The organism is Tardiphaga alba (assembly GCF_018279705.1).
GTDB classification, from domain to species: Bacteria; Pseudomonadota; Alphaproteobacteria; order Rhizobiales; family Xanthobacteraceae; genus Tardiphaga; species Tardiphaga alba.
Genome location: NZ_CP036498.1, coordinates 5,778,210 through 5,789,853, shown reverse-complemented (window position 1 = coordinate 5,789,853; position 11,644 = coordinate 5,778,210). Strand labels below are relative to the sequence as shown.

Here is an 11,644-nt window from a genome sequence, read left to right as displayed (position 1 = left end):
CGGCCGCCCCACCGGCCATGATCAATCTATCAAAGGAACGGTGAACGGACCATCGGGCCGTTATCATTGAACCGGAAGCCGTCGGAATTTAACACAGTGCTGCGGGTTCACTATACAAATGCTGCCACGGCCGTGCTGCTGAGGCAGTCTGGCCCGGAATCTTAGCAAAAACGTCATCGACACGTATCGATTGGGACGCAGCCTGTCCGGCGACGGTCCCGATCCCGGTTTTCCAACGACATGTCGGTCATCGGCCGACAGCGCGCAAAGGCAGGATACAAGGATGCGAAAGCTGGCGCTCGGATGTCTTGCGCTCATCGCGGCGACCCTGCAGGGGGCCGCGGCCGCGCGTGCCGTTACCGAGATCCAGTGGTGGCATGCGATGTCAGGCCAGCTCGGGCGCCAGGTGGAAAAGCTGGCGGCGGATTTCAATGCGACGCAGACCGGCTTTCGCATCATTCCCGTCTACAAGGGCAATTACACCGAGACCGTGACCTCGGCGATCTTCGCGTTCCGCTCGCGCAGCCAGCCGGCCATCGTGCAGGTGAACGAGATCGCCACGGCAACGATGATGGCCGCCAAGGGCGCGACCTATCCTGTCTATGAATTGATGCGCGATCAGGCCGAAGCCTTCACGCCGTCGGCCTATCTGCCGGCCATCACCGGCTACTATACGGATACGGCGGGCAACATGCTGTCGTTCCCGTTCAATGCCTCGACGCCGATCCTGTACTACAACAAGGATCTATTCCGCGCCGCCGGCCTCAATCCCGATGAGCCGCCGAAGACCTGGCCCGAACTCGGCAATATGGCCAAGCGGCTGCGCGCAGCGGGAACGCCGTGCGGCTTCACCACGGCATGGCCGTCCTGGATCAATGTCGAGAACTTCTCGGCCTTTCACAATATCCCGGTGGCCACCCGGTCGAACGGTCTCGGCGGCCTCGACGCGGTGCTGACCTTTAACAATCCGGTCATGGTCCGTCATATCGAGCAGCTTGCCGAATGGCAGAAGACCAAGGTGTTCGACTATAGTGGCCGCGCTACATCGGCCGAGCCGCGCTTCCAGAAGAGCGAATGCGGCATCTTCCTGGGATCGTCGGGAACGCGCGCCGATATCATCGCCAATGCCAAGTTCGATGTCGGCTACGGGCTGCTGCCTTACTGGCCGGATGTCGCGGGCGCCCCGCAGAATTCCATGATCGGCGGCGCCACGCTATGGGTGCTACGCGATCGTCCGCGTGACGAATACAAGGGCGTCGCCAAGTTCTTCGCCTTCCTGTCGCAGCCGGATATCCAGTCTGCCTGGCATCAGAACACGGGCTATCTGCCGAGCACCCGTGCAGCCTATGAGCTGACGCGCGCGCAGGGCTTCTACCAGCGCAATCCCGGCACCGAGAAGTCGATCGAGCAGATCACGCTGAAGCCGCCGACGGAGAATTCCACCGGGATGCGGCTGGGATCATTCACGCTGATCCGCGATGCGATCGAGGACGAGCTCGAACAGGCTTTCGCGGGTAAGAAGCCCGCCCAGGCGGCGCTCGATACAGCGGCGGAGCGGGGCAACAAGCTGCTGCGCCAATTCGAACGCGCCAATCCCTTGCAGTAATAACGGATGTAGGGTGGGCACGCTCCGCTTTGCCCACCCTACGGCCTCCATGGTGCTGCGACGCTTACTGCAGGTTATAGGACAGCGGCAGCGAGTAGGATTGCGTGGCCATGGTCATCTCGGCCGGGAAGGCCGGGAATGGCGATGCGCGCCGCACCGTCGCCAGTGTCTCGGCATCGAGTGCCGGCTGTCCCGACGATCCGGACAGGCTCACGGATAGAACCTGACCCGAACGGCCCAGCGTGAAGGTCACGACGGTCGTCACCTTGCCGGAGCGGCCGGTACGCGCCGCGGCAGGATACTGTTTGAAGCGCTGCACATGCGCCTGCACCATCTGCCTGTAATTGGCTGCAGCCGCGCGTGATGCGCCGGCCATGGCCGCCGAATTGGACGGCGCGACTGTCTCGGCGCTCTGCGGCGCGGTGGTGCGCGGCGCGGGCTTGGTTTCCTTCGGCTTCTTCTTGACCTCGGCCTTGATGGGCTTCGGCTTCACCGGCGTGGGCTTGGCCGGCTCCGGTGTCACCGGGGCGGGCTCCGGTGGCGGCGGTGTCGGCGCGATCTTCTGCTCCGGCGGCGCGACGACCTCCGCTTTCTCCATCAGCGGCGTCGGCGGGATCATCTCCTCGACCTGCTGCTGCGCCTGCGGTTCGGGCGGCGGTGCGGACGGCGCTTCTTCCTGCACCATTTCAGGTCCGGGCGCGACGTCGCGTGGCGTCGCTTCCTGGGCGGACGACACCGGCGACAGGTCGAGCATGATCGGTGGCGCCGTGACGCCCGGCGGCGCATTCTGGCTGTACAGATACAGGCCGAGCGCGATCACGCCGGCATGCGCGGCCAAAATCGTGACGGCCGAGCCGGTCCAGCGCCAAACGGCGCGGTCGCCGGGATGATGCAGGGCAAAGGCATTCATGGCGGCGCGGAGCGTCCGTCGAGGCCGACCAGCGCGATCTTCAGATAGCCGGCATTGCGCAGCAGGTTCATCACTTCCATCAGGTCGCCATAGCTGACGGCCTTGTCGGCGCGCAAGAAGATGCGTTCGTCCTTGTTGTTCTTGGTGGCGGTTTCCAGCGCGCCGCCCAGCGTATCGCGCGGGATCACGTCCTCGCCGATGCCGAGGGTGAGATCGGGCTTCACGGTGATGAACACCGGCTTGTCCGGTCGCGGCTGCGGCTCCGCCGTCGAGGCTGGCAGATCGACGCCCATATCCACGGTGGCCAGCGGCGCCGCCACCATGAAGATGATCAGCAGCACCAGCATCACGTCGATGAACGGCGTGACATTGATCTCGTGATTGACTTCGAGATCGTCGCCGGCGCCGATACGTCCGCCCAGTCGTGAGCCCATCGGTTCGCTCTTACTCTGCCGCGCGCGCCAGCGGCATGCCGCGGCGGCTGTGGTCGCGGCTGATCAGCAGCATCACCTGCGCCGAGGCATCGCCTAGCAATGCGCGATAGCCGGTGATGCTGCGCACCAGTGCATTGTAGATCATCACCGCGGGAATGGCCGCGACGAGGCCGAGCGCGGTGGCGAGCAGCGCCTCGGCAATGCCGGGCGCCACCACGGCGAGGTTGGTGGTCTTGGTTTCGGAGATGCCGATAAAGGCATTCATGATGCCCCAGACCGTGCCGAACAGGCCGATGAAGGGTGAGGTCGAGCCGATGGTAGCGACGATGCCGGTGCCGCGCGCGATCTTGCGCGCCATCGCGCCTTCCACGCGCTCCAGCCGCAGCGCGATACGCTCCTTGAAGCCGTCGTCGAAAATGCCATGCGACAGTTCGGTCTCGCGCACGGCGGTGTGGATCAACTGCGCCACGGCATCGCGCGCATCGGCGCTTTCGCGCTCCACCTGGCGCAGCGTGGTGTCGCTTTCCAGCATGTCGAGGCGCTGTTTCGCCAGCCGCGTTTCGCGATTGAGCTCGATCGTCTTGGCGAGCCACACCGTCCAGGTCATCAGCGATGCGATGGCGAGGCCGATCATCACCGTCTTCACGACGATGTCGGCGCTCTGGAACATGCCCCAGGGCGACAGATTCGATGGCAGCAGGCCCTCGGCAGTGGCGGCGAAGGCGATGCCGGGCTGGGCGGTCAGCGCTGCAACGGCGATCGCGGCGCGGAGAAAGTAAGATCGGGAGCCATTCATCGAAGCTGCATTCCGTGGATCGTCAGGAGTGGCGGAAGGTGCCGGGACCATATCCCCGACATCGGCGATGTCGCCCTTCGGGCGGGCCATTGCGGTGCAAACTGGAAGGATTCCAAGGTCATGCCCGTTAAAATCGCAGAGTCGTGAACAGCCGCACGCCGAGCCCGGGCTGCAGCACCTCGGCCTTCTTGAACGAGATGTGGTTGCGAATGCGCTCGTCGAGCAGATTGTCGCCGACCACGCCGATGGTGAGATCGCGCAAGCCCCCATCGACCTTCGCGAATGTGTGCGTGTAGCTGACCTCGGCCTTGAGAAGGTTATAGCCCGCGGTCGAGGTCTCGTTGAGGGCGATATCGTCCTGCGTGAAAGCATGCAGCAGTCCGAGGCGCGCATACCAGGCGGCGCTGCGGAACCAGATGCCGCCGCCGAGCCGCATCGGCGCGATGCGCGGCACATTGCTGCCATCGGCGAACGTGGCGCGCACCACGTCGAACTGGCCGTCGAGGCCGAACATGCCGTCATGCATGGGCGCGACGTCGAGCTGCGCCATCAGTTCGGCGCCGCGGAAATTGGCATCGCGCTGGCCATAGGCGACCTGCAGCAACGGACCGGCCGCGCCGCAACTCGCGAACACGTCGGTGCAGAAATTGCCGGTGACCTGCTTGAAGATGAAGTCGAGATAGCGCGTGTAGTAGATATTCGCCTCGAAGCGCAGCTGGCCTGTGCTGCGCTTCAGCCCGAGTTCGAGCGACTCGGCGGTTTCGATCTTCAGGTCGGGATTGCCGATCACGAAGGTGCCGGAAGCGCCATCCGAGCCGCGCGAGAACAGTTCGGGGGCTGCTGGTGCGCGCTGGGTGCGGTTGGCGTTGAACGACAGTACCATGTCCCAAGGCAGCGACTTCAGAACGCCAAAGCTGAAGCTGGCCGGCGTGAAATTGCGGGTGGCGGCCGATTCCGTGAAGGTGTTCGGCGGCGGCAGGAAGTTGGCCGGGAAAATCGGCGCGAGGCCCGAGACCGTCAGTGTCTCGACGCGCGCGGCCGTCTGGATCTTCAGCGTGTCGGAGAGTTGCAGCTGCTCAAAGGCGAAGCCGGCAACCGAATCCGTATTGGTCGGCGCCAGCAGGCCGCCGAGCACGCCGAATGTGCCGAGCTTGCGGTTGCTGGCCTGAATGCCCCAGCTGCCGGTGAGAGCACCGAGTGGCGTCGAAACGGCAGCGTGATCGAGTTCGACGCGGCCTTCGATTTCCTTGTTGGTGATGGTGTTCTGCAAGCCATCGACGCCATTGCCGTCAAGGCCGTATTCGCCGTGCTTGTAGTCGCTGACGCCGACTGCGAAGCGGATCGCGGCGATCTGCTCATTCGGCGCGCGCCATTCGCCCTTGGTGGTCCATTTGGTCTGTTCGAGATCGATGCGCGTGCGCGCGGCGGATTCGGCGATGCCGGGGATATGATAGAGGCTGGTGATGTGCTGGATCGCGGTACCGATATAGCCGCCGTCGAAGATATAGGATCCGCCGATCGCCTGGCCTTCGGACTGCTGGCGCGTATTGGCCTGCACGCCGCCGCCGGGAATGCGATAGTCGCCGGCACGGCGGCCGAATGCATCGACATGGATGGCGACATTGTTGCCTGATGCATCGATGCTCGCAGCGCCGTCGATGCTGCCGTCCACGGTGGAGCCGCCGCTCTTCAGTTTGGCTGCAAAACCGTCCGGCACCAGATTCTCCGGAATGCGATTGTTGATGGCATTGACCACGCCGCCGATGGCCTGGTTGCCGTAGCGCAGCGTGCCCGGCCCGCGGATCACCTCGACCTTGTCGGCGGTGAGCGGATCGACCGGCACTTGATGGTCCTGGCTGAAGTCGGACGCATCCTGGCTGCCGACGCCGTTCTCCTGAATGCGGACGCGGTAGTCGTCGAGGCCGCGGATGTTCGGTCGGCTCGCCCCCGGCGCGAAAGTGGAGGCGGCTATGCCGGGCTGGGTCGCGAGCAGGTCGGCCAAAGACGACGATGCAGCGCGCTGCAGCGCTTCACCACTCAACTGGGTCGTGGTCTGGAATGCGTCGGTGTCCTTTTCGCGTTCGGCAGTGACCACGATCTCCGACAACGCTTCCTGCGCGCGCGCCATCTCCGCCCATGCGACGGGAATGCAAGCTGCCCCCGATAGTGCCGCGACCGACGCCCAATTCCCCAGCTTCACACTATTCCCCCGACAGTCTCATGCGAATGCTAATGCGAACTAGTCGCAATAGATGTCTATTGCGAATGACTGTCAAGAAGCGATGAGGCTGGCTACCCCGTGGGCGGGCCGTTGAGACCGCCTAATAAATAGGCGTTTAAGCATTTATGTATGCAATAAGCGGCGGGCAGGATGGCCCCGATGTCGAGAAAGCTGAGCGGTATCAGTCCTCTGGACTTCTCACGCCCGGTTCCGTCGGCTGGCACGAACCTTGCGATGCAGCATTCCAGTCAGGATTCCCTTGGGAGAGTTGAGAATGAAGCGTCGCGATTTTCTGAAGGCCGCCACCGGTGCCGCCGCTGGCACCATGGTGTCCGGCCCGGCCATCTGGTCCGCCGCAAAGGCGGATGCCCGGTCGGAGACCTTGCCGGTGGTGTCCGAGAGCGGCCCCAACAATCTCGACATCATGGGCGTCGGCACCAATGTGCCGAGCTATGAGGTTGCCTGGAATTGCTACGACCGCCTGATCACCCATGAGATGAAGGAAGGGCCGGGCGGCGTCACCTATTACGACAAGGACAAGTTCAAGGGCGAACTCGCCGAAGACATGAATATCGGCGACATGTCGGTGACGTTCAAACTGAAGAAGAACGCGAAATTCCAGGACGGCACGCCGGTGACGGCGAAGGACGTGAAGTGGTCGCTTGATCGGTCCGTCAGCGTCGGTGGCTTCCCGACCTTCCAGATGAGCGCGGGATCGCTTACCAAGCCGGAACAATTCGTGGTGGTCGATGACAACACCGTGCGCGTCGATTTCCTCACCAAGGACAAGCTGACGATCCCCGATCTGGCTGTCATCGTGCCGAGCATCATCAATTCGGAACTGGTGAAGAAGAATGCCACGGAAAAGGATCCGTGGGGTCTCGAATATACCAAGATGAACACGGTGGGCTCCGGCGCCTACAAGGTGACCAAGTGGACGGCCGGCACCGAAGTGATCATGGAGCGCAACGACGCCTGGGTCGGTGGTCCCCTGCCGAAGATCAAGCGCGTGATCTGGCGCATGGTGCCGCAGGCCGGCAACCGTCGTGCGCTGCTCGAGCGTGGCGATGCCGACATTTCGTATGAATTGCCGAACCAGGATTTCGCCGAGATGAAGCGGGCTGGCAAGCTCAACGTCACCTCGGTGCCGATCAGCAACGGCATCCAGTATCTCGGAATGAATGTCACCCAGCCGCCCTTCAACAATCCGAAGGTGCGCGAAGCCGTCGCGCTTGCGATCCCGTATCAGAAGATCATCGATGCCGTGATGTTCGGCTTGGCAAATCCGATGTTCGGTGCCGCGGCGAATGCGCCGACCGAGGCGAAGTGGCCGCACGCGACCAAGTACAATACCGATATGGCCAAGGCGAAGGCGCTGATGGCGGAAGCCGGAATGGCTGCCGGTTTCGACACCACGCTGTCATTCGACCTCGGCTTTGCCGGCGTCAATGAGCCGATGTGCATCCTGATCCAGGAAGCGCTTGCGCAGATCGGCATCCGCGCCACCATCAACAAGATCCCCGGCGCTAACTGGCGCACCGAGCTGAACAAGAAGGTGCTGCCGCTCTACGTCAACATCTTCTCGGGCTGGCTCGATTACCCCGAATACTTCTTCTACTGGTGCTACCGCTCCGGCAATTCGATCTTCAACACGATGAACTATTCATCGCCGGAGATGGACAAGCTGATCGCAGGCGCCCGTACGGCCGCAGCGAATGGGGACAATGCGGCCTATGACAAGGACGTGAAAGGCTTTGTCGATCTCGCTTTCACCGACATCCCACGCATCCCGATCTATCAGCCCTATCTGAACGTCGCGATGCAGAAGAACGTGTCCGGCTTCCAGTACTGGTTCCACCGCCGGCTCGACTATCGGGCCATGGTCAAGGCGTAAGCGTCGGGGGATCGCCATGCTCGCTCTTATCGGCAAGCGCCTGATGTTCGCCATCCCGAGTTTGATTGGGGTGGTGATCGTCACCTTTCTGCTGACTCGCGCGTTGCCGGGCGATCCCGCGGCATATTTTGCAGGGCCTGCGGCTGACAAGCAGGTCGTCGAGGACATCCGCAAGAAGCTCGGCCTCGACAAGCCGTTGATCGAGCAGTTCGTCCGCTACAGCGCTGATCTCGCGCGCGGAGATTTCGGCGACTCGCTCACCACCGGCCAGCCGGTGGCGACTGAACTCCGCAATCGCCTGCCGGCCTCGGCGGAGCTGACGCTGCTCGGCCTTCTCGTCTCGATCACGATCGCCATTCCGCTCGGCATTCTCGCGGCGACCAGGCCGGGATCATGGATCGATCACCTCTGCCGCGTGACCACGACGGCCGGTGTCTCGCTGCCCGTCTTCTTCACCGGGCTCGTGCTGGTCTATGTGTTCTATTTCAAGCTCGGCTGGGCGCCGGCACCGCTCGGGCGTCTCGATGTCTTTGCCAGTGCGCCGCCGACGGTGACCGGCTTCTATGTGATCGACAGCATCATCGCCCGCGACTGGGAGACTTTACGATCGGCGCTCAGCCAGTTGATCTTGCCGACGGCCACGCTTGCGATCTTCTCGCTGGCGCCCATCGCGCGCATGACCCGCGCCTCGATGCTGGCCGTTCTCGCCTCCGATTTCGTCCGCACCGCGCGTGCCTCCGGCCTGTCGCCGCGCGCGGTCATCGTCACTTACGCATTTCGTAACGCCATGCTGCCGGTCATCACGACGCTGTCGATGACCTTCTCCTTCCTGCTCGGTGCCAATGTGCTGGTGGAGAAGGTGTTCGCCTGGCCGGGTATCGGCTCCTACGCGGTGGAAGCGCTGATCGCGTCGGATTTCGCGCCGGTGCAGGGTTTCGTGCTGACCATGGCGATCATGTATGTGTTGATCAATCTGGTCATCGACATCCTTTACGGCATCATCGATCCGCGCGTGCGGCTGGAAGGCTGAGGTTTGACCATGAATGCGATCACGCCCATCGCCGTCGATACGTCGGCATCACCGCGCCGGACCTCAAGCCTTAAAGCGACGCTGCAGCACACCCGTTACATTCTCGGCGAGAACCGCGTCACGGCCTTCGCCTTCGGCCTGCTTGTCGTAATCGTGTTTGCGGCGGTGTTCGGCCCCTATATCGTTCCGCACGATCCCCTCGCCAGCAACACGATGCAGGCGCTGAAGCCGCCGTCGGCGGCCAACTGGTTCGGTACCGATCAACTCGGCCGCGACATCTTCAGCCGCGTGGTGGTGGCGACGCGGCTCGATCTCTTCATTGCCGTCGCGTCGGTGGCGCTTGTGTTCGCCATGGGCGGGCTGGCCGGCATTGCTGCCGGCTATTTCGGCGGCTGGACCGACCGTATCGTCGGCCGCATCGGCGATACGATCATGGCGTTTCCGCTCTTCGTGCTGGCCATGGGCATCGTCGCGGCCCTCGGCAACACCGTGCAGAACATCATCATCGCCACGGCGATCGTGAATTTTCCGCTCTATGCGCGTGTCGCCCGCGCTGAGGCCAATGTGCGCCGCGAGGCCGGCTTCGTGCAGGCCGCGCGACTGTCGGGCAATAGCGAGATGCGCATCCTGCTGGTGCATATCCTGCCCAACATCATGCCGATCACGATCGTCCAGATGTCGCTGACCATGGGCTACGCCATTCTCAATGCAGCCGGCCTGTCCTTCATCGGCCTCGGCGTGCGACCGCCCACGGCAGAATGGGGCATCATGGTCGCGGAAGGCGCGTCCTTCATGGTGTCCGGCGAATGGTGGATCGCACTGTTTCCCGGCCTCGCGCTGATGATCGCGGTGTTCTGCTTCAACCTGCTCGGCGACGGTCTGCGCGACATCGTCGATCCGCAGCGGCGGACGTGAGGAGATCGGCATGACCGCACAGCCATTGCTCGACGTCCGCGATCTCACCGTCGAATTCGCCACCCGCCGCGGCATCGTCAAGGCGGTGCAGCAGGTCGATATCTCCGTCGCCAAGGGCGAGACGCTCGGCATTGTCGGCGAGAGCGGTTCCGGCAAGTCGGTGACATCCTATGCGGTGATGCGCATCCTCGATCGCGCCGGCAGCATCGCCGAGGGTTCGGTGATGTTTTCCGGCGTCGATGTGAAAGCCGCGACCGAGACGCAGATGCGCGACCTGCGTGGTCGCGAAATCTCGATGATCTTCCAGAATCCGCGCGCGGCGCTCAATCCGATCCGCAAGGTCGGCCACCAGATCGAGGACGTGCTGCGTCAGCATGCCCAAGCGGGCAGCGCAGATCGCGCCGAGAAGGCCATCGAGGCGCTGGAGCAGGTCAAGATCGCGCGGCCGCGCGAGCGCTACCATGCCTATCCGTTCGAATTGTCCGGCGGCATGTGCCAGCGCGTCGTCATCGCCTTGGCGCTGGCCTGCAATCCGCAGCTCCTGATCGCTGATGAGCCGACCACGGGTCTCGATGTCACCACGCAGAAGGCGGTGATGGATCTCGTGACAGAACTGACCAGGAGCCGTGGCATGTCCACGATCCTGATCACCCATGACCTCGGTCTGGCCGCGGCCTATTGCGACCGCGTTGTGGTGATGGAGAAGGGGCGGGTGGTGGAGACGGCTTTGTCCGCCGACATCTTCGCCAATCCGCAGCATCCCTATACGAAGAAACTCATGCAGGCGACGCCGCGGCTTGGCGTGTCATTGCGGGATCTGTTGCCGGTGGAGGAGCGTGCGGCGATGGCTTCCTTCACCTCTCCCCTCCGGGGACAGGTCGATCCGGCGAAGCATAGCGAAGCCGGAGCGGGTGAGGGGGACTTCACGCCGACGGCACCCGCGGCTCCTCCTCACCCCGGCCCTCTCCCCGGAGGGGAGAGGGGGCAATCACCGCTGCTTGTGGTGGAAAACCTCATCAAGGAATATCCCCGCCAGGGTGCCACCGCGACACTGTCAAAATTGTTCGGCCGCAAGCCGGCGTTGGAGCCCGATGTGTTCCGCGCCGTGGATGGCATCAGCTTCAGCGTCGGCCGCGGCGAAAGTGTCGGCCTGGTCGGCGAATCCGGCTGCGGCAAGTCCACCACATCGATGATGGTAATGCGGCTGATCGACAAGACTTCCGGCCGCATCGCCTTCGACGGCGACGAGATCGGTGAAATCGCACCAAAATCCTTCGCGCGGCTGCCGTTGCGCAAGAGCATCCAGATGGTGTTCCAGGATCCGACCGACAGTCTCAATCCGCGCTTCACCGCCGCGCGTGCCATCGCCGATCCGCTTCTGCAGCTCGGCGATATCAAGGGCGCCGATGCGTTGCGGGCAAAATGCGAAGACCTCGCGCGGCAGGTCGGCTTGCCCCTGGAATTGCTCGATCGCTTTCCGCATCAGATGTCCGGTGGCCAGAAGGCGCGTGTCGGCATCGCCCGCGCCATCGCGCTGCAGCCGAAGTTGATCATTCTCGACGAGCCGACGGCGGCGCTGGACGTCTCCGTGCAGGCGGTCGTGCTCAATCTGCTGCAGGATCTCAAGCAGTCCATGCGCATGAGCTACCTGTTCGTGTCGCATGACCTGAATGTGGTGCGGCTGTTATGCGATCGTGTCATCGTGATGCGCGCGGGCCGCATCGTCGAGCAGGGTGCGACCGAGACGGTGATGAGCGCGCCGCAGGACGACTATACGAAGCAGCTTTTGACCGCGATCCCGCATCCGCCGCTGCCGGTGCATTGAGAGAGGACGGACC

Annotated in this window: 9 protein-coding genes; 5 read left to right on the top strand and 4 right to left on the bottom strand. The window is 63.4% G+C overall.

What is annotated here, in order from left to right:
* The first annotated feature begins 283 nt into the window (after window positions 1-283).
* Window positions 284-1,606, top strand: coding sequence for a sn-glycerol-3-phosphate ABC transporter substrate-binding protein UgpB (ugpB, locus tag RPMA_RS27595; protein WP_211910862.1), 1,323 nt, complete (start codon window positions 284-286; stop codon window positions 1,604-1,606).
* A gap of 64 nt (window positions 1,607-1,670) precedes the next feature.
* Here the strand turns inward: ugpB and RPMA_RS27590 are convergent, their stop codons facing one another.
* The 4 genes from RPMA_RS27590 to RPMA_RS27575 form a co-directional block, all read right to left on the bottom strand.
* The gene (locus RPMA_RS27590) at window positions 1,671-2,516 is read right to left on the bottom strand and encodes a TonB family protein (protein WP_211910861.1); all 846 of its coding nucleotides are present in this window, start codon (window positions 2,514-2,516) and stop codon (window positions 1,671-1,673) included.
* Window positions 2,513-2,950: a TonB system transport protein ExbD gene (gene exbD / locus RPMA_RS27585; protein WP_211910860.1), complete on the bottom strand. Its 438-nt coding sequence runs from the start codon at window positions 2,948-2,950 to the stop codon at window positions 2,513-2,515. Before exbD ends, RPMA_RS27590 begins: the two co-directional genes overlap by 4 nt.
* A gap of 10 nt (window positions 2,951-2,960) precedes the next feature.
* The gene (gene exbB / locus RPMA_RS27580) at window positions 2,961-3,746 is read right to left on the bottom strand and encodes a tonB-system energizer ExbB (protein ID WP_211910859.1); all 786 of its coding nucleotides are present in this window, start codon (window positions 3,744-3,746) and stop codon (window positions 2,961-2,963) included.
* A 127-nt stretch (window positions 3,747-3,873) separates the two neighbouring features.
* The gene (locus RPMA_RS27575) at window positions 3,874-5,946 is read right to left on the bottom strand and encodes a TonB-dependent receptor (RefSeq protein WP_249225484.1); all 2,073 of its coding nucleotides are present in this window, start codon (window positions 5,944-5,946) and stop codon (window positions 3,874-3,876) included.
* A 295-nt stretch (window positions 5,947-6,241) separates the two neighbouring features.
* On the opposite strand from RPMA_RS27575, the gene RPMA_RS27570 reads away from it, so the two are divergent.
* The 4 genes from RPMA_RS27570 to RPMA_RS27555 are packed head-to-tail and all read left to right on the top strand — an operon-like array spanning window position 6,242 to window position 11,631.
* On the top strand, window positions 6,242-7,861 hold the full coding sequence (locus RPMA_RS27570; protein ID WP_211910858.1) for an ABC transporter substrate-binding protein: 1,620 nt from the start codon (window positions 6,242-6,244) through the stop codon (window positions 7,859-7,861).
* Window positions 7,862-7,877: 16 nt separating this feature from the next.
* The gene (locus RPMA_RS27565) at window positions 7,878-8,891 is read left to right on the top strand and encodes an ABC transporter permease (RefSeq protein ID WP_211910857.1); all 1,014 of its coding nucleotides are present in this window, start codon (window positions 7,878-7,880) and stop codon (window positions 8,889-8,891) included.
* 9 nt (window positions 8,892-8,900) lie between these two features.
* Window positions 8,901-9,806 (top strand): ABC transporter permease, encoded by a 906-nt coding sequence (locus tag RPMA_RS27560; protein WP_211910856.1) that lies wholly within the window; start codon window positions 8,901-8,903, stop codon window positions 9,804-9,806.
* A gap of 10 nt (window positions 9,807-9,816) precedes the next feature.
* Window positions 9,817-11,631 carry a dipeptide ABC transporter ATP-binding protein gene (locus RPMA_RS27555; RefSeq protein WP_211910855.1) on the top strand — a complete coding sequence of 605 codons (1,815 nt, stop codon included), beginning with the start codon at window positions 9,817-9,819 and terminating at the stop codon, window positions 11,629-11,631.
* The last annotated feature ends 13 nt before the right edge of the window (window positions 11,632-11,644 follow it).

Excerpts from the sequence above, each read along its gene's own strand:
- RPMA_RS27560 (WP_211910856.1), top strand. The coding sequence starts at position 8,901 with ATGAATGCGATCACGCCCATCGCCGTCGATACGTCGGCATCACCGCGC.
- RPMA_RS27590 (WP_211910861.1), bottom strand. The coding sequence starts at position 2,516 with ATGAATGCCTTTGCCCTGCATCATCCCGGCGACCGCGCCGTTTGGCGC.
- RPMA_RS27570 (WP_211910858.1), top strand. The coding sequence starts at position 6,242 with ATGAAGCGTCGCGATTTTCTGAAGGCCGCCACCGGTGCCGCCGCTGGC.
- ugpB (WP_211910862.1), top strand. The coding sequence starts at position 284 with ATGCGAAAGCTGGCGCTCGGATGTCTTGCGCTCATCGCGGCGACCCTG.
- RPMA_RS27565 (WP_211910857.1), top strand. The coding sequence starts at position 7,878 with ATGCTCGCTCTTATCGGCAAGCGCCTGATGTTCGCCATCCCGAGTTTG.
- exbB (WP_211910859.1), bottom strand. The coding sequence starts at position 3,746 with ATGAATGGCTCCCGATCTTACTTTCTCCGCGCCGCGATCGCCGTTGCA.
- exbD (WP_211910860.1), bottom strand. The coding sequence starts at position 2,950 with ATGGGCTCACGACTGGGCGGACGTATCGGCGCCGGCGACGATCTCGAA.
- RPMA_RS27555 (WP_211910855.1), top strand. The coding sequence starts at position 9,817 with ATGACCGCACAGCCATTGCTCGACGTCCGCGATCTCACCGTCGAATTC.